The 21,252-nt window shown below is 70.1% G+C and carries 21 protein-coding genes; 8 read left to right on the top strand and 13 right to left on the bottom strand.

Annotated elements, in window-relative coordinates:
- Positions 1–138: 138 nt before the first annotated feature.
- From NK718_RS17475 to NK718_RS17450, 6 genes are all read right to left on the bottom strand, one after another.
- Entirely contained in the window at positions 139–1,209 is a 1,071-nt protein-coding gene (locus NK718_RS17475; protein WP_254744884.1) for a Gfo/Idh/MocA family protein, read from the bottom strand.
- Positions 1,210–1,219: 10 nt separating this feature from the next.
- Positions 1,220–2,245, bottom strand: coding sequence for a Gfo/Idh/MocA family protein (locus NK718_RS17470; protein WP_254744882.1), 1,026 nt, complete (start codon positions 2,243–2,245; stop codon positions 1,220–1,222).
- Positions 2,246–2,327: 82 nt separating this feature from the next.
- The gene (locus NK718_RS17465; RefSeq protein WP_254744880.1) at positions 2,328–3,620 is read right to left on the bottom strand and encodes an ABC transporter substrate-binding protein; all 1,293 of its coding nucleotides are present in this window, start codon (positions 3,618–3,620) and stop codon (positions 2,328–2,330) included.
- A gap of 83 nt (positions 3,621–3,703) precedes the next feature.
- A complete protein-coding gene (locus tag NK718_RS17460) occupies positions 3,704–4,780 on the bottom strand; it encodes an ABC transporter ATP-binding protein (RefSeq protein ID WP_254744878.1) in 1,077 nt (358 codons plus the stop codon).
- A gap of 34 nt (positions 4,781–4,814) precedes the next feature.
- Positions 4,815–5,687 carry a carbohydrate ABC transporter permease gene (locus tag NK718_RS17455; RefSeq protein WP_254744876.1) on the bottom strand — a complete coding sequence of 291 codons (873 nt, stop codon included), beginning with the start codon at positions 5,685–5,687 and terminating at the stop codon, positions 4,815–4,817.
- Positions 5,677–6,564 (bottom strand): carbohydrate ABC transporter permease, encoded by an 888-nt coding sequence (locus tag NK718_RS17450; RefSeq protein ID WP_254744907.1) that lies wholly within the window; start codon positions 6,562–6,564, stop codon positions 5,677–5,679. The genes NK718_RS17455 and NK718_RS17450 overlap by 11 nt, the downstream gene beginning before the upstream one ends.
- A gap of 437 nt (positions 6,565–7,001) precedes the next feature.
- On the opposite strand from NK718_RS17450, the gene NK718_RS17445 reads away from it, so the two are divergent.
- Both NK718_RS17445 and NK718_RS17440 read left to right on the top strand, forming a co-directional pair.
- Positions 7,002–7,643, top strand: a complete 642-nt coding sequence (locus tag NK718_RS17445) for a TetR/AcrR family transcriptional regulator (RefSeq protein ID WP_254744874.1) — start codon at positions 7,002–7,004, stop codon at positions 7,641–7,643.
- Positions 7,644–7,990: 347 nt separating this feature from the next.
- Positions 7,991–10,117, top strand: a complete 2,127-nt coding sequence (locus NK718_RS17440) for a hybrid sensor histidine kinase/response regulator family protein (protein WP_254744872.1) — start codon at positions 7,991–7,993, stop codon at positions 10,115–10,117.
- Between the two features lie 415 nt (positions 10,118–10,532).
- Here NK718_RS17440 and NK718_RS17435 read toward each other — a convergent pair whose 3' ends face one another.
- Together NK718_RS17435 and ocd are read right to left on the bottom strand one after the other, a co-directional pair.
- Positions 10,533–10,886: a CsbD family protein gene (locus NK718_RS17435; protein ID WP_254744870.1), complete on the bottom strand. Its 354-nt coding sequence runs from the start codon at positions 10,884–10,886 to the stop codon at positions 10,533–10,535.
- 83 nt (positions 10,887–10,969) lie between these two features.
- The gene (ocd, locus tag NK718_RS17430; RefSeq protein ID WP_254744868.1) at positions 10,970–12,025 is read right to left on the bottom strand and encodes an ornithine cyclodeaminase; all 1,056 of its coding nucleotides are present in this window, start codon (positions 12,023–12,025) and stop codon (positions 10,970–10,972) included.
- A gap of 152 nt (positions 12,026–12,177) precedes the next feature.
- Between ocd and NK718_RS17425 the strand changes: the two genes are divergently transcribed.
- From NK718_RS17425 to NK718_RS17415, 3 genes are all read left to right on the top strand, one after another.
- Positions 12,178–12,597: an Lrp/AsnC family transcriptional regulator gene (locus NK718_RS17425; RefSeq protein ID WP_254744867.1), complete on the top strand. Its 420-nt coding sequence runs from the start codon at positions 12,178–12,180 to the stop codon at positions 12,595–12,597.
- A gap of 100 nt (positions 12,598–12,697) precedes the next feature.
- On the top strand, positions 12,698–13,141 hold the full coding sequence (locus NK718_RS17420; RefSeq protein WP_254744865.1) for a DUF1810 domain-containing protein: 444 nt from the start codon (positions 12,698–12,700) through the stop codon (positions 13,139–13,141).
- A 64-nt stretch (positions 13,142–13,205) separates the two neighbouring features.
- Positions 13,206–14,192, top strand: a complete 987-nt coding sequence (locus NK718_RS17415; RefSeq protein WP_254744863.1) for an LLM class flavin-dependent oxidoreductase — start codon at positions 13,206–13,208, stop codon at positions 14,190–14,192.
- Here NK718_RS17415 and NK718_RS17410 read toward each other — a convergent pair whose 3' ends face one another.
- The gene (locus tag NK718_RS17410) at positions 14,193–14,390 is read right to left on the bottom strand and encodes a hypothetical protein (protein WP_254744861.1); all 198 of its coding nucleotides are present in this window, start codon (positions 14,388–14,390) and stop codon (positions 14,193–14,195) included. It abuts the gene before it with no gap.
- 253 nt (positions 14,391–14,643) lie between these two features.
- Between NK718_RS17410 and NK718_RS17405 the strand changes: the two genes are divergently transcribed.
- Positions 14,644–15,591 (top strand): 3-hydroxyacyl-CoA dehydrogenase, encoded by a 948-nt coding sequence (locus NK718_RS17405; RefSeq protein ID WP_254744859.1) that lies wholly within the window; start codon positions 14,644–14,646, stop codon positions 15,589–15,591.
- Positions 15,592–15,607: 16 nt separating this feature from the next.
- On the opposite strand, the gene NK718_RS17400 is transcribed toward NK718_RS17405, so the two are convergent.
- Positions 15,608–16,681, bottom strand: coding sequence for an NAD(P)-dependent alcohol dehydrogenase (locus NK718_RS17400; RefSeq protein ID WP_254744857.1), 1,074 nt, complete (start codon positions 16,679–16,681; stop codon positions 15,608–15,610).
- Between the two features lie 343 nt (positions 16,682–17,024).
- Here NK718_RS17400 and NK718_RS17395 point away from each other — a divergent pair, with 343 nt between their 5' ends.
- Positions 17,025–17,189, top strand: coding sequence for a hypothetical protein (locus tag NK718_RS17395; protein ID WP_254744855.1), 165 nt, complete (start codon positions 17,025–17,027; stop codon positions 17,187–17,189).
- Positions 17,190–17,930: 741 nt separating this feature from the next.
- Here the strand turns inward: NK718_RS17395 and NK718_RS17390 are convergent.
- A complete protein-coding gene (locus NK718_RS17390; protein WP_254744853.1) occupies positions 17,931–18,323 on the bottom strand; it encodes a hypothetical protein in 393 nt (130 codons plus the stop codon).
- Between the two features lie 142 nt (positions 18,324–18,465).
- On the opposite strand from NK718_RS17390, the gene NK718_RS17385 reads away from it, so the two are divergent.
- The gene (locus NK718_RS17385) at positions 18,466–19,098 is read left to right on the top strand and encodes a MarC family protein (protein ID WP_254744851.1); all 633 of its coding nucleotides are present in this window, start codon (positions 18,466–18,468) and stop codon (positions 19,096–19,098) included.
- A gap of 5 nt (positions 19,099–19,103) precedes the next feature.
- Here the strand turns inward: NK718_RS17385 and NK718_RS17380 are convergent, their stop codons facing one another.
- On the bottom strand, positions 19,104–20,240 hold the full coding sequence (locus NK718_RS17380) for a M20 family metallopeptidase (protein WP_254744849.1): 1,137 nt from the start codon (positions 20,238–20,240) through the stop codon (positions 19,104–19,106).
- 81 nt (positions 20,241–20,321) lie between these two features.
- Positions 20,322–21,179: a DUF2189 domain-containing protein gene (locus NK718_RS17375; protein WP_254744847.1), complete on the bottom strand. Its 858-nt coding sequence runs from the start codon at positions 21,177–21,179 to the stop codon at positions 20,322–20,324.
- Positions 21,180–21,252: the final 73 nt, after the last annotated feature.

Below are 21,252 nucleotides of genomic sequence, written 5' to 3'. Positions count from 1 at the left end.
CAACGCCATGCTCCGAGACCAGAAGGACTACCGATCCGCTTGACCGAAAAATACAGTTGCCGGATCCGGTTCCGCTTCGCTGCACCGGTCCGGGGAAGTGCGGGCCGGAGGCCCGCAACCCCAAAAGCGAGCCCCGCCTCAGCCCCGACGCGTCCAGTTGGCGTAGCGGTCGTGGCCGGCGGCGATGGGGAGGCGGATGCGCTGGCCGGTGTCGGAGGAAGCGTAGAGCGCCGTGATCAGCTCCAGCGAGCGGCGCGCGTCGGCCAGGGTGACGGGGAAGTCGGTCCCCGCGTCCAGCGCGGCGTGGTAGCGCAGCATCTGTCCGGCGAAGCGGCGCGGCACGGGCTCGAACGACGCGAACGCCTCCTCGATGCGCGCCTTGGCTTCGTCGTTGGCCGGAATGAAGGTCCACGGCTCGTCGCCCGGCGAATAGGGCGCGTGAGAGCTCTCCATCGTCACGTTCTCGAAGGCGATGTGGAGCCGGCTCATCTCGCGCGAGGAGCCGAGCGTGACCGCCAGCGACGCCAGCGCGCCGTTGGTCATGCGCAGGGCGGCGACGGCGCAGTCCTCGACCTCGATCGTGTTGACGCGGGTGATGGCGTCGGCGGCGACCGACTCGATGTCGCCGATCAGGCCGCACAGCATGTCGTGGATGTGGATGGCGTGGGTGAGCAGCGCGCCGCCGAGCTCCGTGGCGACCTTGCCGCGCCAGGGCACCGAGTAATAGGCCGCCCCACGCGTCCAGAACGTCTCGGCCGTGGCGACGTAGGGCCGCCCGGCGATGCCGCTGTCGACCAGCAGCTTGGCCTTCTGGAAGCCGTTGCCGAAGCGGTACTGGAAGATCGGCATGACGCGCCCGCGCGACTGGCGCTCGACCGCCGCCACTTCGTCGATCTGCGCCAGCGAACCGACCAGCGGCTTCTCGCAGATGACGTGCTTGCCAGCCTTCAGCGAGGCGACGATCTGCTCGAAATGCAGTCCGGGCGGGGTGCAGACGTCGACGATGTCGATGTCTTGCATGGCCAGCACCTCGTCGAAGGAGGTCGTGCGGCGCGCGATGCCGTAGGCGTCGCCGATCTCTGCGAGCCGCGCCTCGTTGAGGTCGCAGATGGCGGCGACGCGAAACAGCTCCGGCTGCTTCGAATAGGCCTCTTCGATGTGCGACTTGCCGATGCCGAGCCCGACGATGGCGACGTTCTTGACGGACATGTGGGCCTCCTCAGCGGGCGGGGGTCAGCGGGCCGGCCTTCTCGGCCATCGCCTGGGCGGTGAGCGCCAGCTCCATCGCCTTGAAGCAGCGCGCCTGCGGCATCGCCGTCTCGGTGCGGTTCAGGATGTCGTTGGCGAGCTGGCGTCCGTAGGGAAGGTCCACCTGCGAGCAGTCGATGTGCTCGATGCCGTTGCGATCGACCACGAAAAGGTGGTCGCCGCCCGGACGGCCGGCGATGTCGACATATTTGCGCAGCTCGACATAGCCCTCGGTGCCCAGAATGGTCAGGCGGCCGTCGCCCCACACGGGCAGCCCGTCCGGCGTGTACCAGTCGACGCGGATGTAGCCGGTCATGTCGCCGGTGCGCAGGTGGACGTCGCCGAAGTCCTGCAGGCCGGGCTTGTCGGGGTTGGCGAGGTTGCCGACCGTCGCCGACAGGATCTGCGCGTCGGCCGCCCCGGTGAAGAACAGGAACTGCTCGAACTGGTGGGAGGCGATGTCGGTGAGGACGCCGCCATAGCGCTTGCGGTCGAAGAACCACTCGGGCCGCTGCGGCTTGCGGATGCGGTGCGGGCCGAGCCCGACCGTCTGCACGACGCGGCCGATGCGGCCGGAATGGACCAGCTCGCCGGCCTTCACGGTGGAGCGCTGCTCCAGATGCTCCGAGTAGCAGATCGAATAGATCCGCTTCGTCTCGGCCTGCACCTTGCGCACCTCGGCGAGCTGCTCCAGCGACACCATGCCGGGCTTGTCGGACATGAAGTCCTTGCCGTGGCGCATCACCTCGATGCCGAGCGGGGCGCGCTCGTCGAGGATGGAGGCGCTGACCACGAGCTGGATCGACTTGTCCTCCAGGATGCGGCGCTTGTCGGCGATGCGCGGCACGCCCGGGAAGCGCTCCGAGAACTGCGCCGCAAGTTCGTCCTCCGGCGCGTGGAAGCCGACGAACTCGGCCCCGGCGTCCAGCATGCACTTCGTCTGGCCGTTGATGTGATCGTGATTGATGCCGATGACGGCGAAGCGAAGCGCGCTCATGGGGTTCTTCCGGAAGTTGGCGTCGGCGGGAAAGGGAACGGCGGGCGTTGTGCGCCCGCCGTTTGTCATGCTCGGGCCGGGATCAGCCGCGCGACAGGATGTCGTCGGCCTCGGCGACCAGCTTCTTGGCGCCCTCGGCGATCTTGACCTTGCCGAAGGCGATCTCCTCGGAGACACGCCGCAGCACGGACTCGATCTCGCCCGCGCCCTTCGGCGGCGGCGGCGGCAGCGCGCCGACATGCTTGGACATCAGCGAGATGTAGTCGACCGTCTCCTTGCCCAGCGCGTCGAGCTCCGGCAGCAGGGCGGCGCGGATCTTGGCCGAGGCCGGGACGCCGCGCTCCAGGCCGATGGCGGCCGCGCCCTCGGGGCTGGCGACGAAGAAGTTGACGATCTTCACCGCTTCCTCGGGGTTCTTGGACTGCGCCGAGACGCTCCACAGCATCGAGGGCTTGAGGTACTGGCCGGGCTTGCCGCCCGCGCCGGCATTCGGCAGCGGGGCGATGCCGACCTTCTCCTTGTTGAGCGCCTGGAAGCCGACGAGCTGGTTGGAGTGTGCGAAGTCGATGGCCGACTTGCCGAGCGTCACCGGGCTGGTGTCGATGGAGTTCTTGTAGAGAGCCTGGACGTCCGGCGGCACGCAGGCCTTGGCCTGGCGCATCTTGTCCCACATGTCGAACCACGCGCCGGCATCCTCGGCGGTGAAGGCGAGCTTGCCGTCGGCGGTGTAGAGCGCCTTGCCGCGCTGGCGGCAGAACGCCTCGAACTCGGGCTCGTAGCCGCTCGCGTCGGAGACGCCGAAGAAGCCGGGGCGGTTGGCCTTCTTGGTGATCTCGGCCGCCATCTCGGCGAATTGCGCCCAGGTCGTCTCCGTTGTCGGCGCCTTGAAGCCCAGCTGGTCCAGCACGGAGCGGTTCACCAGCGTGACCATCGAGTTCATGCCGAGGTTGACGCCGAACAGCTTGTTGTCGACGCGGCCGGCGTCGGTCGCCTCCTTGCCGAAGTCTTCGATCTGCAGGACCTTGCCCATGTAGGGATCGAAGTTCAGCAGCGCGCCGCGGCGGGCGTACTCGAAGATGTAGCGGTAGTCCATCTGGATCAGGTCGGGCGCGTTGCGGCCGGAGACCTGCGTGGCGAGCTTGGTCCAGTAGTCGTTCCAGCCCAGCGTCTCGCCTTCGATGGAGACGTTCTTGTTCTTGTCGGTGTAGAGCTTGTTGGCGGCGAAGGTGCGGTCGGCGCGCTCCTTGGAGCCCCACCAGTACATGCGCAGCTTCGTCTCGGCCTGCGCGAAGGCGGACGGCGCGCCCATGGCGCCCAGCGCGGCCAGGCCCGCGCCGGCTTTCAGCAGTGAACGGCGGTCGATCGTGATATCCATGGTTTCCTCCCTACCCGCCCTCGGCGGTGTTGGCTTCGGACGGCCAGGCCCGGGCCCGGCCGCATGCTAGCGGAAAGCGCCGGTCAGCACAGCGACCGGCCCTCCGGTAAGAAGAGATGGCACTGCGCCGGATCGAAGCTCGCCTCCACGGTCTCGCCCGGGAGGACGCGCTTCTGGCCCTGCATCTGCAGCGTCAGAGGCTGGCCGTCGGCGAGCTCGGCGTAGATCAGCGTCTCGCCGCCGAGCTGCTCGACCACCTGCACGCGCGCCGGGCCCAGCGTCAGCCCCGCGCCGCCCAGCTCCATATGCTCGGGCCGGATGCCGAAGGTGACGGCGCCGCGGTGCTGCTCGACGAGCTGGCGCGGCACGTCGATGGGCTTGCCGGCGACGTTGACGAGCGCCCTGCCCGGCCCCGCGTCGGCCAGCTCGGCCTTCAGCAGGTTCATCTTCGGGTTGCCGATGAAGCCGGCGACGAACTGGTTGGCGGGCTCGTTGTAGAGCGCCAGCGGCGTGCCGACCTGCTCGATGCGCCCGGCGCGCAGCACGACGATCTTGTCGGCCATGGTCATCGCCTCGACCTGGTCGTGGGTGACGTAGATCATCGTCGTGCCGAGGTCGCGGTGCAGCTTGGCGATCTCGACGCGCATCTGCACGCGCAGCTCGGCGTCGAGGTTGGACAGCGGCTCGTCGAACAGGAAGATGCGCGGGTTGCGCACGATGGCGCGGCCGATGGCGACGCGCTGGCGCTGGCCGCCGGAGAGCTGCTTGGGCTTGCGCTGCAGCAGGTGCTCGATCTGCAGGATCTGCGCCGCCCGCCGCACGCGCTGCTCGATCTCCGCCTTCGGGAAGCGCGCCGTCTCCAGCGCGAAGGCCATGTTCTTGAACACGTTCATGTGCGGGTAGAGCGCGTAGGACTGGAACACCATGGCGATGCCGCGGCTGGCGGCGGCCACGTCGTTCATCAGCTGCCCGTCGATCTTCATGTCGCCGGCGGTGATCTCCTCCAGCCCCGCGATCATCCGCAGCAGCGTGGACTTGCCACAGCCCGAAGGGCCGACGAAGACGGTGAACTCCCCCGGCTCCACGCGCAAATCGAGGTTGTGGATGATCTCCACGTCACCGAAGCGCTTCTTGATGTTCCTGAGTTCGACTGAGGCCAAGGCGACGCTCCCGTTGCTTCGCGGCGCTGCGCGATCAGCGCTTCATGCCCGTCGTGGCGATGCCATCGATCAGCAGGCGCTGGAAGAAGATGAACATGACGAAGATCGGCACCAGCCCCACCACCGACATGGCGAACAGGCCGCTCCAGTCCGACTGGCCGCTGGAGTCCACGAAGGTCCGCAGGCCGACCTGGAAGGTGTAGGACTCCATGTCGTTCAGGTAGATCAGCGGCGCGAAGAAGTCGTCCCACGTCCAGATGAACGAGAACACCGCCGCGGTCGCCAGCGCCGGCACGGCCAGCGGCAGCATGATCTTCCAGTAGATCCGCCACGGCCCGCAGCCGTCCATGATCGCCGCCTCGTCCAGCTCGCGCGGGATGCCGCGGAAGAACTGCACCATCAGGAAGATGAAGAAGGCGTCGGCGGCGAGGAACTTCGGCACGACCAGCGGCAGGAAGGTGTCGACCCAGCCCAGGTTGAGGAACAGCACGTATTGGGGGATCAGCGTCACGTGGTACGGCAGCATCAGCGTGCCGAGCATGATCGCGAACCAGAAATTGCGCCCCCGGAAGCGCAGCCGCGCGAAGGCGTAGGCGGCCAGCGAGCACGACATCACGTTGCCGATCACCGCCAGCACGGCGATCACCGCCGAGTTGGTGAAGAACTTGCCGAAGCTCACCTTCAGCCCGTACCAGCCGCGCGCGTAGGCGCTGAGGTTGGGATGGGCGGGGAAGATCGAGGCGGAGTTGAAGATCTCGCTGTCGGGCTTGAGCGAGCTCGCGATCATCCACAGCAGCGGATAGACCATCACCAGCGACACGCCGATCAGCACGGCGTGGGTGGCGAGAGAGCCGAACGCGCCGCGCCGCGGCGTGCCCGGCACGTGGGCGGCGGCGTCACTCTTCATAGTGCACCCAGTAGCGCGCGGAGATGAACGACACCGCCGTGAAGCAGGCGATGATGACGAGCAGGATCCAGGCCAGCGCCGAGGCGTACCCCATGCGGAAATAGCTGAATGCCTCCTGGAAGAGGTAGAGCGTGTAGAACAGCGTCGAGTTCACCGGCCCGCCCGTGCCCTCGGAGATGATGAAGGCCGGCGTGAACGCCTTGAACGCCTCGATGGTCTGAATGATGGCGTTGAAGAAGATGATCGGCGTCAGCAAAGGCAGCGTGATCTTCCAGAACTGCCGGCGCTTGCTGGCGCCGTCGAGGCTGGCGGCCTCGTAGAGGTCCTGCGGGATCTGCCGCAGCCCGGCGAGGAAGATGATCATCGGCGAGCCGAACTGCCAGATGCTGAGCACGACGAGCGTGTAGAGCGCGTAGTCGGGGTCGCCGATCCAGCTCACGCCGTCGATGCCGAAGGTCGACAGCACGTCGTTGAACAGGCCATCCTTGGCGAAGATCTTGCGCCACAGCACCGCAATGGCGACGCTGCCGCCGAGCAGCGACGGCAGGTAGAACAGCGCGCGATAGACGGTGAGCCCGCGCAGCCCCTTGTTGAGCACGATCGCCACCGACAGCGCGAAGATCAGCTTCAGCGGCACGGCGAGCAGCACGTAGGTGAAGGTCACCTTCATCGCCGCCAGGAACTTGGCGTCGTTGGTGAAGATGCGCGTATAGTTGGCGAGGCCGACGAAGCGCGGCTCGGTGATGAGGTCGAACCGCGTGAAGGAGAGATAGAGCGAGCCGAGCGCCGGCCCGACGGTCAGCACGAAGATGCCGATCAGCCACGGGGCGAGGAAGAGATAGGCCCCGGCGTCATGCCCAAGCACCTTGCGGGCGATGCGGCGAGAGGTCGCCGGCGCGCTTTCGCGCACGGCCAAGGTCACGGCGCGACCCCCTCGCAACAAGGCGTCGACGGATGGACGGGGATGGCGAGGCCGCGCGGCAAGGGCTCGCGGATCGCATGGATTGCGCCTGTCATGGTCGCCTGCTCCCTTCGCTTCCCCCTCGACGCCGCGGGACTTGCCGTGCGGCGGCTTGTAACTGTATGGTTATGTCGTACAAGTGCTCGTTCGCGGAGTCAACCTGAAGGCTGGGAGGCCGCCGGATGGCGGCGGGAACGGCGGCGGGGCACGAGAGGAAACGAGAGGCCGCGACGCCCCGGCGAAGCGGTCAGGATTGGGCAAGCGCCGGCCCCCGCGGCGATAGAGACGCCGCCCGCGAAGGCGGCCACAGGAGCACAGGCGTGTCCGAGACGTCAGCACCGGGGACCCCGAGGATGCGGCCGGTGATCCGCCGGGAGAAAGGGGTGCGCGATCCCGAGCGCACCAGCGCGGCCATTCTGCAGGCCGCCACGCGCGAGTTCATGGACAAGGGCTTCGGCGGCGCGCGCGTCGACGCCATCGCCAAGCGGGCGGGCGCCAACAAGCGCATGCTCTACCACTATTTCGGGGACAAGGAGGCGCTGTACCTGGCGGTGCTGGAAAGCGCCTACGTGGCGATCCGCGCCGCCGAGGCGCGGCTGCGGCTCACCGAGAAGAGCCCGCGCGAGGGCATGCGCGAGCTGGCGCTGTTCACCTGGCGCTACTTCATCGACCACCCCGAATTCCTGAGCCTGCTCGGCACGGAGAACCTCAACAAAGCCAAGTTCCTGAAGCGCTCGGCGCGCATCTTCAACCTGCACTCGCCTCTGGTCGCGATGATCAAGGACCTGCTGGAGAAGGGCGCGAAGGACGGCGTGTTCCGCCGCGACGCGGAGCCGGTGAAGGTCTACATCACGATCGCAAGCCTGGGCTTTTTCTATCTCTCGAACCGCTATACGCTCTCCACCGTGTTCGGCCGCGACCTCGCCGCGCCGGCCGAGCTGGACGCCTGGGGCGAACACGTGGTCGACGTGGTTCTCTCCTACCTGCGGCCCTGAGACCGCCCGAAAGGCGGGCCCTCGAGGCGGGGTCCCAATCGGGCGTCCAGGTCGGGCGTCAATGCCGGCGAAACGCCCTTTCCGGACGGCTCTTGTAACCGTCCGGTTATGACAACTGCGCGTTTTTTAATGCGCCCGCCGCGCCCGCAACCCCAAAGGGCGGACGCCGGTCCCCCCCGGGAATCCGGGCCGGGAGCCCGCACTTCGAGGGAACCATCTCCCCCTCCGCGCGTTGGGATTATTCTGTTTCCGACGACCGGCGCCGCGATGTTTCAGCTTTTCCAGATGGCGCTAGAGCGGCCAGGTAGGGACCGGGCTGTTCCGCGGGCGGCCGAAGGCGCGCGCCGTTGACGCCCGTCGTGTCGCCGGGCCCGCCCAGCTCCGCCACGCGCGTGTTCCAGGTGGTGCTCGCCGCCGCACTGCTGGTTCCCGCCGTGGTGTTCGTCGGCGCGGCCTACTCGAACCGGCTCGAAACCTTGCGCGCCGGGCAGGAGGCCACCGTGCGTACCGCCGCCGCCATGCACGAGCATGCGGCCAAGGTGCTCGACACGATCGACCTCGTGCTGTCGCGGGTCGACGACCGCATCCGCGACCAGAGCTGGGACCAGATCTCGGCCCCCGAGACCAGCGACTTCCTGCGCGCATTGAAGCGGCCGCTCGCCCAGGCGGTGTCGATCTGGATCGCCGACAAGGATGGCGTCGTGCGGGCCGGCAGCCAGGACTGGGACCGCAAGGTCAACATCGCCGACCGCGACTTCTTCCGGGCGCAGGTCGAACGCAACGCCGGCACCTATATCAGCCTGCCGTTCACCGGCCGCGCCACCCGCACGCCGTCCTTCGCCATGAGCCGCCGGCGCTCGACGCCGGACGGCCGTTTCGACGGCACCATCCACGTGGCGCTGAGCCCCGACTACTTCGCGCGCTTCTACGAGGAGATGGCGCCGGCCGGCGGCCACGCCGCCACACTGGTGCGGCGCGACGGCACGGTGCTGGTGCGCGACCCGCCGCTGCCTTCAGGAGAGATGGCCAAGGTCAGCGCCTTCACCGACGCGCCGGACCGGCAGGAAGGGCGCGTCGTGTCGATGATCGACGGCGTCGACCGCCTGTTCGCCACCCGCCGCGTGGCCCCCTACCCCGTCTTTGTCGTGTTCGCTCGCGACGTGTCCAGCGTGCTGGACGCGTGGTGGAACAATCTCAAGCTCTACGGCCTTGTGGCGCTGGCCGCCTCGCTGACGCTGGTCGGCGTCTCCAGCATGGCGCTGCGCCGCTTCGGCGCGGAACAGCTCGCGCTGCGGCGGCTGCAAGAGGAAACCAGCCAGCGCCTCGCCGCCGAGCAGCGCCTTCTGCAATCGCAGAAGATGGAGAGCATCGGCCAGCTCACCGGCGGCATCGCGCACGACTTCAACAACCTGCTCGCCGTCATCATCGGCAACCTCGAGCTGGCGCGAAAGCGCATGCAGCCCGACGCACGCGTCTCGCGGCTGCTGGAAACGGCCCTGCAGGGCGCGCAGCGCGGCGCGTCCTTGACCCAGCGCCTGCTGGCCTTCGCGCGCAAGCAGGACCTCGCGCCCGACGTGGTCGACGTCGCGCAGCTCGTGCGCAGCATGGGCGATCTCATGCGCCGCTCCATCGGCCACGCCGTCCAGATCGACGCCGCCTTTCCGCCGGGCCTGCCGCCCGTGCGGGTCGACCCCCACCAGCTCGAGCTGACGCTGCTCAACCTCGCGGTGAACGCGCGCGACGCCATGCCGGAGGGCGGCCGCATCGGCATCTCGGCGCGCGAGGAAACCGTCGGCGCGTCCAACGCGCTGGCGCTCGCGCCGGGCTCCTATGTCTGCATCCGCGTCACCGATACCGGCGTGGGCATGGACGAGGCGACGCTGGCGCTCGCGGCGGAGCCGTTCTTCACCACCAAGGGCGTTGGCAAGGGCACCGGGCTCGGCCTGTCGATGGCGCACGGCTTCGCGGTGCAGTCGGGCGGCGCGATGCGCCTGCTCAGCCTCGCCGGCCACGGCACGACCGTGGAACTCTGGCTGCCGCGCGCCCAGGCCGAGCCGCGCTCCGCCGAGCCGCAGGCGGAACAGCCCCATGGCGCCGCGCGGGGCTACCGCGTGCTGCTGGTGGAGGACGATCCGCTGGTCATGCTCAGCACGGCGGCCATGCTGGAGGACCTGGAGCACCACGTCACCCAGGCGGAATCGGGCGCGCGCGCGCTGGAACTGCTGGGCGGCGACGAACCCTTCGATCTCGTGGTGTCCGACTTCTCGATGCCCGGCATGAACGGCCTGCAGCTCGCCGAGCGCATCCGCGCCTCGTGGCCGGACCTGCCCATCCTCATCACCAGCGGCCAGTCGGAGATCGGCGGAGCGGGCCGCCTCGACCTGCCGCGCCTCGCCAAGCCCTACCGCCAGGAAGACCTCGCCCGCGCCATCGACCGCCTGCTCGGCCCCCGCGCCGTCGCCGCCGCGCAGTAGCGCGGGCAGTGAGCCATCTTATAGGGACGCGCTGACGCGCGGCATATTGCGCGGGGTCCCGGCTCCGGTTCCGCTGGCGCTCCACCGGTCCGGGAACGGGCGGGCCGGAGGCCCGCGAGTCACACGGGCGGACGCCAGTCCGCCCGTCCCCGGAGCCCCGCAGCGAAGCGGAGGGGAATCCGGGGGCCAGCGCATGGATGATGCCGCGAAGCGGCGCTCAATGGGAAACCGATAAGGACGCGCTGACGCGCGACAAATTGCGCTGGGCCCCGTATCCGGTTCCGCTCCGCTGCGCCGGTCCGGGGACGTGCGGAGCCTTATAGGCCAATAACTTGTGGAGACCTTCTCAACTCTATTCCAAAGTTCGCCGCCGTGGAGATAAGCCCGCGGGCTGCGCGCCCGCGGGCCGGTCGGCTTACCGGCGGGAGCCGAGGAAGACGCCGATGGCGAAGGCCGCGCCGATCGCCAGGAGCGGGTTGGCGCGCACATACTCGGACACCGTGCCCGTCGCCGTGTCGAGGTGCTGGCGCGCCCCGTCCACATAGTCGCCCATGTACTCGCCCACGTACTCGTTGGCGTGGTCGGCGTAGTAGGAGGCGGTGTCGCGCACGTCGTCCATGGCGCGGCCCACGGCGCGCTGCGCCTGGCCGGCCAGTTCGTCGATGCGCCCGCCGATCTCGGCGCCGGTGTCGCCCATGATGCTGCCGGCCGCCTGCCGCACGACGCCCGCGCCCTCTCGCGCGGCGCCCTCGATCCTGTTCTGGTCCATGGTCCACTCCCTCTGTTGGTTCGGAAGTGGAAACCCCGCGCGCGGCGTGACGTTCCACGCGCCGGAGCGGACCGTGACCTTCGCTACGCGGCGGCGCGCGAGGACGTCGCGCCGCCGATCAGCCCGAACAGGTCGCGCGGGTCGTCGGAGCGGGCGATGAGGTCCAGCTTGCGGCCGAGGCCGAGTTCACGCGCCGCGTCCTGCATCACGTGCAGCGCCGAGAAATCCTCCAGCGCGAAGCCGACCGAGTCGAAGATCGTCACCTGCGCGGGATCGCGCCGCCCTTCCGCCTCGCCGAGGATGACGCGCCACAATTCGGTGCAGGCGAAGCTCTCCGGCATCTGCTGGATCTCGCCCTCGATGCGCGACTGCGGCTCGAACTCGACGAACACCGGCCCGGCGCGCAGCACGTCGGCGTGCAGCTCCGTCTTGCCGGGGCAGTCGCCGCCCACCGCGTTGAGGTGCATGCCGGGCGCGATCATGTCCGGCGTCACCACCGTGGCGTTGGCCTTGTCGGCCGTCACCGTCGTCACGATGTCGGCCCCGCGCACGGCCTCGGCGACGCTGGAGCAGACCTCGAGGGTCATCCCCGGCACGTTTGCGAGGTTGCGCACGAGCTTGGCGGTGGCCTGCGGCTCGGTGTCGAACAGCCGCAGCCGATCGACGCCAAGAAGGTGGTGGAAGGCCAGCGCCTGGAACTCGCTCTGCGCGCCGTTGCCGATCAGCGCCATGGTGCGGCTGTCGGGCCGGGCGAGGAATCGCGCCGCCATGGCCGAGGTGGCGGCCGTGCGCAGCGCCGTGGTCAGCGTCAGCTCGCTGAGCAGCACCGGCTGGCCGGTCTCCATGTCGGCGAGCACGCCGAAGGCCATCACCGTCGGCAGCCCGTGGCGCGGGTTGCCGGGGTGGCCGTTGACGTACTTGAAGGAATAGGCGCGCGCGTCGGAGATCGGCATCAGCTCGATGACGCCCGTGTCGCTGTGATGCCCCACGCGGGCCTGCTTGGTGAACTCCGGCCAGCGGCGGAAATCCGCCTCGATGCGCCGCGCCATGCGGTCGAGACACGCGGCGACGCCGAGCCGCCGGACGATGGCGATCACGTCGGCGGTGCTGAGAAACATCGTGTCCCGGGGGTGGCGCATGTCGTCGTCCTCTCCTGCTGGCAATGGATGCTGGCGATGGGCGAAGCATGGCGGGGAACGGCGTCAGTGAAAATCGGCAGAAGTCTCGCGAATCCGGGCATTTTCTGTCATTCTGCAATGGAGAATTGCCGGATCGGCAACGGGAGCCGCCCATGGACGACACCGACGCCCGACTCATCGCGCTGCTGCGCCACAACGCCCGCGCCAGCGTCGCCGAGCTCGCCGCCACGCTCGGCGTGTCGCGCGGGACCGTCACCAACCGCATGCGCAAGCTGGAGAAGGACCACGTCATCCGCGGCTACCAGGCCCTCGTCGGCCCCGAGGCCGAGCCCAACGTGATCCGCGCCTGGATGAGCATCCAGATCGAGGGCAACCAGTCGCGCGCCGTGGTGCGTCGCCTGCTCGGCGAACCGGGCGTCGAGGCGCTGCACGACACCAACGGCCGCTGGGACCTGCTGGCCGAGCTGCGGGCCGCCTCGATGGCGGAGCTCTCGGCCGTGCTGGAGCGCATTCGGTTGATCAAGGGCATCCACGCCACCGAGACGAGCATCCACCTCTCCACCTTCCGCTGAACGCCGCGAAACAAACCGTCGCCTGGGGCCACGGTCGCGCTCGCGCGCGGCGTCGGGAGGGTCTAGGCTCGCGCCCGCGTCAACGGTTCCGGAGGCTCCCATGCGGCCCGCCGACCTCTCCCGCTTCGTGCAGGCCCAGGACCCCGTGATCGGCCGGGTGAACCAGGAATTGGCGGCCGGCCGCAAGCAGACCCACTGGATGTGGTTCATCTTCCCCCAGCTGCGCGGGCTCGGGGCGAGCGACTTCGCCCAGTTCTACGGCATCGCCGACCTCGCCGAGGCGCGCGCCTACCTCGCCCACGCGGTGCTGGGCGAGCGGCTGCGGCACTCCGTGCAACTCGTCCTCGCCCACGCCCCAAGCAGCGCCACCGACATCCTCGGTCGCCCCGACGACATGAAGCTGCGCTCCTGCCTCACCCTCTTCCGTGAGGCCGCCGAGGGCGAGGAGAAAGGGCTCTTCCAGCAAGGGCTCGAGACGTTCTACGGCGGCGCGGCGGACGGCCGCACGCTGGACCTCCTGGCCGCCGCGCGGGCCGCCGGGTAGGCGGCCCGGGCATTGCGGCAGGAGCCCCGCCGCTCTACATCCTGGCTTCCCAGGAGACCCGCCCATGACCGCGCTGTCCGTGCTCGACCTCGCCCCGGTGCCCCAGGGCGCGACCCCCGGCGACGCGCTGCGCAACACCATCGACCTCGCCCGCCACGTCGACGGCATGGGCTATGTCCGCTACTGGCTGGCGGAGCACCACAACATGGCGGGGATCGCCAGCGCGGCGACAGCCGTCGTCGTCGGCCAGGTCGCCGCCGCGACGCGCCGCATCCGCGTCGGGTCCGGCGGCGTCATGCTGCCCAACCACGCGCCCCTCGTCATCGCCGAGCAGTTCGGCACGCTGGAGGCGCTGTTTCCGGGCCGCATCGACCTCGGCCTCGGCCGCGCCCCCGGCACCGATCAGCGGACCCTGCGCGCGCTGCGCGTCGCGCCCGAGGAAGCCGACAATTTCCCCAACGATGTCCTGGAGTTGCAGGCGCTGCTGGGACCGGCCGATCCGCAGCAGGCGGTGCGGGCGGTGCCCGGGGAAGGCTCCAACGTGCCGCTGTGGATCCTCGGCTCGAGCCTGTTCGGGTCGCAGCTCGCCGCCATGCTGGGCCTGCCCTACGCCTTCGCGTCGCACTTCGCGCCGGACGCGCTGCTGCCGGCGCTGCAGGTCTATCGCGAGCGCTTCCAGCCCTCGGAGCAGGCCCAAGCCCCCTACGCCATCGCCTGCGTCAACGCCATCGTCGCGGACACCGACGCCGAGGCGCGGCGGCTGTTCACCTCGGCCCAGCAGCGAGCCGTCCACATGGTGCGCGGCACGCGCGGAACGCTGCCGCCGCCCATCGACGACATCGAGGCGTTCTGGACGCCGATGGAGAAGATGCAGGTGGGGCGGATGCTGGCGCGCTCCTTCGTCGGAGCGCCGCAGACCGTGCGCGACGGGCTCGCCCGCTTCATCGCGGAGACGGGCGTCGACGAGGTGATGATCGCCGCGGCCATCTACGACCACGGCGCGCGCGTTCGCTCCTACGCCCTCCTCGACGAGGTCGCGAAGGGCCTGTGATCAGCGGGCCGCCTCGGCGCGCGGGGTCGGACGCGGCAGGATCGCGAGCTCCGCGCCGCAGCCCGAGCAGTGGACCGCCTGGGGCGACATCACCATGCGCTGCGTGCCGCAGCCGCGGCAGCCGCGCAGCGCCGGGATCAGCGAGCCGAGCCGCGTGTGGCGCATCGCGTCGCTGGCCATAACCGCTTGTTCGAACATGGGACGTCTCCGGCTTGGGGCCGCCCTTCCGCGGAGCGGTCCAAGAGCGCGCGGCCGCCCACGGGGCGGCGGTGCGTCGGAGGTCATGGTGGCCTGAGAGCGGTCCCGTCGCGGTGTGGACTCGCACGTCACCGCAACGCGCAAACCCCTTCCGCGTTCCGCCGCGTCGAAACGCTTCGCTTCCTCCCCGATCCGGGCCACCATGGATGAAACGGGGCGCGAACCGGCGGCCCGATGCAGGGAGGGAGAACGCATGGCCAAGGTCGCCATTGTCGGGTCGGGGTTCATCGGACGCGCCTGGGCCATCAGTTTCGCGCGAGCGGGGCACGAGGCGGCGCTGTGGGACGCCGCGCCGGGGGCCGCCGACGCCGCGCTCGCCTATATCGAGGACCTGCTGCCGGACCTCGCCGCGCACGATCTGCTCGGCGGCGCGACGCCGGCCGAGATCCGCGCGCGGATGCGCCCCGTCGCCACGCTGCCCGAGGCGGTGGAGGGCGCGGTCCATGTGCAGGAGAACACGCCGGAGCGGGTCGAGCTGAAGCAGGCCGTCTTCGCCGAACTCGACCGCCTCGCCGCGCCGGAGGCCGTGCTGGCGAGCTCGACCTCGGCCATCCTGCCGTCGCGCTTCACCGAGGGACTGGCCGGGCGGGGCCGCTGCCTCGTCGCCCACCCGATCAACCCGCCCTACCTCATCCCGGCCGCCGAGGTCGTGCCCGCGCCTTGGACCGACCCCGCCGCTGTAACGCGCACGGCCGACTTCCTGCGCGCCGCCGGCCACCGGCCCATCGTCATGAAACGCGAGCTGGACGGCTTCGTCATGAACCGGCTGCAGGGCGCGCTGCTGGAGGAGGCGTTCCGCCTCGTGGCGGAGGGCTATGCCAGCGTCGAGGACGTCGACGCCGGGATCAGTGATGGATTGGCCCTGCGCTGGTCGTTCATGGGACCGTTCGAGACCATCGACCTCAACGCGCCGGGCGGCGTGCGCGACTACGTGGAGCGCTACGAGTCGATCTACTCGAGCATCTTCCCGACCGTGCAATGGCGCGCCGACTGGAGCGGCGACGTGCTCGACGTCATCGAGCGCGAGCGCCGGGAGCGCCTGCCGGCGGAGCAGTTGCGCGAGCGCCAGGCGTGGCGCGACCGCCGCCTGATGGCCCTCGCCGCCCACAAGGCGCGGGCGGCGAGGGAGATCGGGGACTGAGCCCGAGACGACGCGATCAGGGCGTGATGGCGACCTTGAGCACGCCGTCGCGCTGGTGCGAGAAGAGGTCGTAGGCGGCCTCGATGTCGTCCAGTTTGTAGCGGTGGGTGACGAGCGCCCCGAGGTCGGCGCGCCCCGAGGCGACGACCTCCATCAGCCGGCGCATGCGCTCCTTGCCGCCAGGGCACAGCGTGGTGACGATGGTGTTGTCGCCCAGCCCCGCCGAGAAGGCGGAGAGCGGGATCGTCAGGTCCGTCGAATACACGCCCAGGCTGGAGAGCGTGCCGCCCGGCCGCAGGCTGCGCAGCGCCGATTCGAAGGTCTGCTGCGTGCCGAGCGCCTCGATGGCGACGTCGACGCCGCGCCCGTCGGTGAGCCGCATCACCTCCTCCACCGGGTCGACCGCCTTGAAGTCGATGACGTGGTCGCAGCCGAGCCGGCGCGCCGTCTCCAGCCGCTTCGGCACGGTGTCGACGCCGATGATGGTGGTGGCCCCCATCAGCTTCGCGCCCGCCACCGCGCACAGGCCGATGGGCCCGAGCGCGAACACCACGACCGTGTCGCCGATGCGGATGCGGCCGCTCTCCGCGCCCGAGAAGCCCGTCGACATGATGTCGGGGCACATCAGCACCTGCTCGTCGGTCAGTCCGTCCGGAATGGGGCTCAGGTTGACCATGGCGTCGGGCACCCTGACGAACTCGGCCTGGCAGCCGTCGATCGTGTTGCCGAAGCGCCAGCCGCCCATCGCCTTGAAGCCGTGTCGCGTCCCCGCCCCGTCCTGCGAGTGGCAGCCGCACAGGCAGGCATAGGAATGGCCGCTGGGCGTGATCGCCCCGGCGATGACGCGCTGGCCTTCGCGGTAGCCGGTGACGGCGGAGCCGAGCTTCTCGATGACCCCGACGGGCTCGTGGCCGATGGTCAGTCCCCTCTCGACCGGGTACTCGCCCTTGAGGATATGGACGTCGGTGCCGCAGATGGTGGTGGTGGTGATGCGGACCAGCGCGTCGTTGGGTCCGATGTCCGGGACCGGCTTCTCGTCCAGGACGATCCGGCCGGGCTCCACGAAAATGGCGGCTTTCATCCGGGCCATGGCGAACACTCCTTGTTGGCGCGACGAAGTTCGATGATGCCGCGCGATCGGGGCGATGTTGCAGCGGTTCGGCCGCCGCCACGTTGCGGTGTGTCAAGCCATGCGTTCCCCGCCGGCCGCCTCCGCCGGCCCGGAGCGCGGGGGCGGCAGGCGCGGCGCAAATGCCACGCCGCCCCGGATTGTCCCCCTGCCCCGCCTCCGTTAAGCCTTCGCTAAGTCCTATGATTGTTCGATGGCGGGCATCGTCTTTTCGATGTCGTACCCAGCCGAGTTGTGTTCAGCGTACCCGCATGGTGAACGACGCCCTCTTTCACGCAGATCCGACCGTCGGCGGGAGGCTCGCATGAGCGCGCTCCTGCGCGGCACGGCGGCGTTTTTGCTCGGGCTGACGCTGAGCGTGTGCGCCATCATCCTCGGACAGAACATGGTGCTGCGCGCCCCGGCCGAACCGCCGACCGCCAGCGCCTCTCCCCCGCCCGCCACGGCGAAGCTGGAGCTGCGGCGGTAGACGGTCGACTCGTCAATTCGCGTCTAAGCCTTGCCGCCGGCAAACATCGCGCCTCAAAGGGCGGACGCAAGTCCGCCCGTTCCCGGAGCCCCGCAGCGCACAGGGCGGACGCCAGTCCGCCCCCGTCCCCGGAACGGTGAAGCGCCAGCGGAACCGTGTCCGGGGCCCAGCGCAATATGTCGCGCGTCAGCGCGTCTTGATGAAAAAGGCTGATGAAGCGCCGCTTCGCGGCATCATCCATGCGCTGGCCCCCGGATATGCCTCCGCCAAGGCTCCGGCATTCCGGGGACGGGCGGACTGGCGTCCGCCCTGTGCGCCAAGGCTCCGGAATTCCGGGGACGGGCGGACTGGCGTCCGCCCTTTGGGGCTGCGGGCCTACAGGCTCGGCCGTCCCTGGAACGTTGCACCGAAAGCCCACCGGGCGGACGCCAGTCCGCCCCCTCGTCCCCGGAACGGTGAAGCGCCAGCGGAACCGTGTCCGGGGCCTAGCGAAATATGTCGCGCGTCAGCGCGTCCCGATGAAAGGGCCTATGAAGCGCCGCTGCGCGGCAACATCCATGCGCTGGCCCCCGGACATGCCTCCGCCAAGGCTACGGCATTCCGGGGACGGGCGGACGCCAGTCCGCCCTATGCGCCAAGGCTCCGGCATTCCGGGGACGGGCCGCCGGGAGCCCGCCCGATGCGCTTCGCTGCACCGGAAACGGCGACGTGGGGCGGGCGGAGCCCGCCGCCTCGGCGCGATCAGGCGGCGGTGACGGTGACCACCTTGAAGGTGTGCATCTCGCCTTCGTCGTCGCGGACGGAGACGTATTCCCCGGGACGGAAGACGTGCTGGGCGAGGCGGTAGCCGGCTTCGTCGTCGTCGGACTGGGTGGCGTCGTAGTCGAACAGCCAGGTCGCCCCGCCAGCCCCGCCGGCGCGGTGGACGAGGTGGCCCATCATGTCGGGCTCGCCCGCCCAGAAACGACGCACGCGGCAGAGCGCCTTGGCGTCGTGCCAGGCCGACGGATCGAGACGCCCCTCCGCGTCGAGCGGCGCGACGAGGTCGTAACCGTGCCGGGCCGACCCGTCCGGGTGCTGCTTGGAGCGGGCCAGGTTCAGCAGGATGCGTTTCAACGAATGGGCATGGGCCATGATGGTCTCCGGAGGATGAGCAGGACGAGTGTGGCCGCGCGGGGTCGTCCGCGTCGTTGACATTGCGCAATGCGGGGCGGGTTCGAGCGAGGCCCGCCCTGCCCTCTGGCCACGCGGGGCCGGCGCAGGCTACGCTCGCGCCATGCCGATCGATTTCCTCGCCTCCGCCCTCGTCACCCTGCTCGTGACGGTCGATCCGCCCGGCCTGGCGCCGCTGTTCCTCGGCATCACGCCGGGCATGAGCACGGCGGAACGCCGCCAGGTCGCGATTCGCGCCTGCATCATCGCCGCGCTGATCATGGCGGCGTCCGGCTTCGTCGGCGCGCAACTGCTCTCCGCGCTCGGCATCACCCTGCCGGCGTTCCGCATCGCCGGCGGCCTGCTGCTGTTCTGGATCGCCTTCGAGATGGTGTTCGCCAACCGGCAGGACCGCAAGGGCGAGCACGCCGAGAAGGCGATCACGCTCGACCATATCCGCAACGTCGCCGCCTTCCCCCTCGCCATTCCGCTGATGGCCGGCCCAGGAGCGATCACCGCGACGATCCTGCTGGCCGGGCGGGCCCAGGGCGACCCGGTGAAGCTGGCGCTGCTGATGGCGGTGATCGCCGGCGTGACGTTGTCGTGCCTCGTCACCTTCCTCGCCGCGACGCGCATCTCGAAGGCGCTCGGCGTGACGGGCAACGTCGTGCTGACGCGGCTGCTGGGAGTGATCCTCGCGGCGCTGGCGGTGCAGTTCGTCGCCGACGGCGTGCGCGCCATCGTGACGGCGGGCTGAACGCCTCAGCCCAGCGTGCGCAGCAGGCCCTCCATCAGCCGCATGCGCGGCAGGATGGAGGAGATCAGCCCGTATTCCTGCAGCGTGTGCGCCCCGTCGCCGTCGATGCCGAGCCCGTCCAGCGTCGGCACGCCGAGCGCGGCGGTGAAGTTGCCGTCGCTGCCGCCACCGGTGAGCGGGACGTCGAGCAGCTCGACGCCGTCCGCCCTGGCGAGCGCGTGGGCGACGGCGAACAAGGCCTCGACCTTGTCGTCCTTCTCGTAGGGCGGGCGGTTCATGCCGCCCGTCACCGCGATGCGCACGTCGGGGTCGTGCGGGCGCAGGCCGAGGATGCGCGCCGCGTAGTCCTCGCCGTCCTTCGCCGTGACGACGCGCAGGTCGACGCAGAAGCCCGCATGCTGCGGCACCACGTTGGCCGCCGTGCCGCCCTGCATCATGCCGACCGTGGTGGTGACGCCGTGGCCGTAGTCGGTCATCGCCTCGATGTCGAGGATCTGGCGCGCCGCCTCGCGGATGGCGCTGCGCCCGTCCTGGTGGCGCGAGCCGGCGTGCGAGGGCCGCCCTTCCAGCCGGACGTCGAAACGCCCCACGCCCTTGCGGCCGGTGACGACCTTGCCGCCGTCGCGCCCGGGCTCGGTGACGAGCGCGTAGGCGGAACGGCGCGCGAAATCCTCGATGACCGGCCGGCTGATCGGCGAGCCGATCTCCTCGTCGGGCGTGAACAGGAAGGTCAGCGGCAGGCGCGCCGAGCCCTCGGCCGCGACACTGAGGAAGGCGCGCAGCGCCAGATAGGCGCCGCCCTTCATGTCGTAGACGCCGGGCCCGTAGAGCCGGTCGCCCTCGACGCGCACCGGCAGGTCGCGGGCCAGCGTGCCGACCGGATGCACCGTGTCGAGGTGGGACATCACCAGCACGCCCGGCGCTTCGGTGCGGGGGCCGGCGCGCAGCACCAGCATGTCGCCGAGGCCGTCGCGCCCGGGAAGGCGCTCCAGCGCCACGGGCGCGCCGGCGACCTCCCGCTCGACCGCGTCGAGGCAGGCGTTGACCGCCGCCGCGTCATGCGTGGGGCTCTCGATCTCCGCCCAGCGCGAGATGCCCTCCACGAGGCGCGGCAGGGGGAGCGGGGTCGGGTCGGTCGGCATGGCGGTCTCCACGGAACCCGCCGGGCGAGTCGGGCGGCGGGGTGCGTTGGAAGCTAGTGGATCGCCCCGCGCCCCGCCACCTCAGGCGGGGCCGTCGGCCGGCACGGGCGCGACGAGCCGCCGGTACAAATGCCACGTGGTGTGGCCCAGGATGGGCAGCACCACGAACAGCCCGGCGAACAGCGGCAGCGACGCGGCGATCAGCAGCAGCACGACGGCCGCCGCCCAGGCGACCATCGGCCCCGGGTTGGCGATCACCGAGCGCACGCTGGTGATCATGGCGGTGATGAAATCGACCTCGCGGTCGAGCAGCAGCGGGAACGACACCACGGTCAGCGAGAACAGGATCAGCGACAGCACCGCGCCGTCGAGGTGGCCGATGGCGAGGAACAGCAGCCCCTCGGGCGTGGTCAGCACGGTGGAGAGGAACTCCTCCGGCGAGAACGAGCGGAAGCCGAAGAACAGCGCCAGCAGCAGCCGCACCTGGTACATCCACATCATGAACATGAAGATGGTGACGAAGGCCATCCAGCCGAACTCGCGCCCGCTCTGCGCGAACACCACGCGCATCACCTCGCCCCAGCCCGGCCGCCGCCCCTGCTCGCGGATGCGCGACACCTCGTAGAGCCCGACCGCCACGAACGGCCCGATCAGCGCGAAGCCGGCCGCCAGCGGATAGACGAGGTAGAGCAGGCCGCCCGCCCAGGCCGACCACGTGATCGCCATGCCGCCCAGCGCGTAGATGCCGCCGAAGAAGAAGCCGAACAAAGGCGCGGCCTGGAAGTCCCGCAGGCCCGCGCCGAGCGCCTCGCCGAGATCGTTGAAGCCGATCTTGCGGATCACCGGATCCGGCCGGCGCGCCGGGGCCGCGTCCGCCGCCGGCCCGCCGCCTTCCGTCGCGACCGAAACGGCGTCGCTCCCGAGCCCCTGCCCGCTCATGCGCTCCCTCCATGTCCGCCGGCCGGGGGGCGCCAGCTTGTTGGCCCCACTGTGAAGCCCATGCTGGGCGTCG

Origin of the sequence: Alsobacter ponti (assembly GCF_024294805.1) — a bacterium.
In the GTDB taxonomy this organism is placed as follows: Bacteria; Pseudomonadota; Alphaproteobacteria; order Rhizobiales; family Beijerinckiaceae; genus Alsobacter; species Alsobacter ponti.
Note: the sequence above shows the minus strand (reverse complement) of the source record. Positions and strands in the feature narration are given on the sequence as shown.

Coding starts and splice junctions, on each gene's coding strand:
- NK718_RS17375 (WP_254744847.1), bottom strand. CDS start 21,179: ATGAGCGGGCAGGGGCTCGGGAGCGACGCCGTTTCGGTCGCGACGGAA.
- NK718_RS17470 (WP_254744882.1), bottom strand. CDS start 2,245: ATGAGCGCGCTTCGCTTCGCCGTCATCGGCATCAATCACGATCACATC.
- NK718_RS17455 (WP_254744876.1), bottom strand. CDS start 5,687: ATGAAGAGTGACGCCGCCGCCCACGTGCCGGGCACGCCGCGGCGCGGC.
- NK718_RS17415 (WP_254744863.1), top strand. CDS start 13,206: ATGACCGCGCTGTCCGTGCTCGACCTCGCCCCGGTGCCCCAGGGCGCG.
- NK718_RS17445 (WP_254744874.1), top strand. CDS start 7,002: ATGCGGCCGGTGATCCGCCGGGAGAAAGGGGTGCGCGATCCCGAGCGC.
- NK718_RS17400 (WP_254744857.1), bottom strand. CDS start 16,681: ATGGCCCGGATGAAAGCCGCCATTTTCGTGGAGCCCGGCCGGATCGTC.
- NK718_RS17390 (WP_254744853.1), bottom strand. CDS start 18,323: ATGGCCCATGCCCATTCGTTGAAACGCATCCTGCTGAACCTGGCCCGC.
- NK718_RS17420 (WP_254744865.1), top strand. CDS start 12,698: ATGCGGCCCGCCGACCTCTCCCGCTTCGTGCAGGCCCAGGACCCCGTG.
- NK718_RS17465 (WP_254744880.1), bottom strand. CDS start 3,620: ATGGATATCACGATCGACCGCCGTTCACTGCTGAAAGCCGGCGCGGGC.
- NK718_RS17435 (WP_254744870.1), bottom strand. CDS start 10,886: ATGGACCAGAACAGGATCGAGGGCGCCGCGCGAGAGGGCGCGGGCGTC.
- NK718_RS17425 (WP_254744867.1), top strand. CDS start 12,178: ATGGACGACACCGACGCCCGACTCATCGCGCTGCTGCGCCACAACGCC.
- NK718_RS17385 (WP_254744851.1), top strand. CDS start 18,466: ATGCCGATCGATTTCCTCGCCTCCGCCCTCGTCACCCTGCTCGTGACG.
- ocd (WP_254744868.1), bottom strand. CDS start 12,025: ATGCGCCACCCCCGGGACACGATGTTTCTCAGCACCGCCGACGTGATC.
- NK718_RS17395 (WP_254744855.1), top strand. CDS start 17,025: ATGAGCGCGCTCCTGCGCGGCACGGCGGCGTTTTTGCTCGGGCTGACG.
- NK718_RS17410 (WP_254744861.1), bottom strand. CDS start 14,390: ATGTTCGAACAAGCGGTTATGGCCAGCGACGCGATGCGCCACACGCGG.
- NK718_RS17475 (WP_254744884.1), bottom strand. CDS start 1,209: ATGTCCGTCAAGAACGTCGCCATCGTCGGGCTCGGCATCGGCAAGTCG.
- NK718_RS17380 (WP_254744849.1), bottom strand. CDS start 20,240: ATGCCGACCGACCCGACCCCGCTCCCCCTGCCGCGCCTCGTGGAGGGC.
- NK718_RS17405 (WP_254744859.1), top strand. CDS start 14,644: ATGGCCAAGGTCGCCATTGTCGGGTCGGGGTTCATCGGACGCGCCTGG.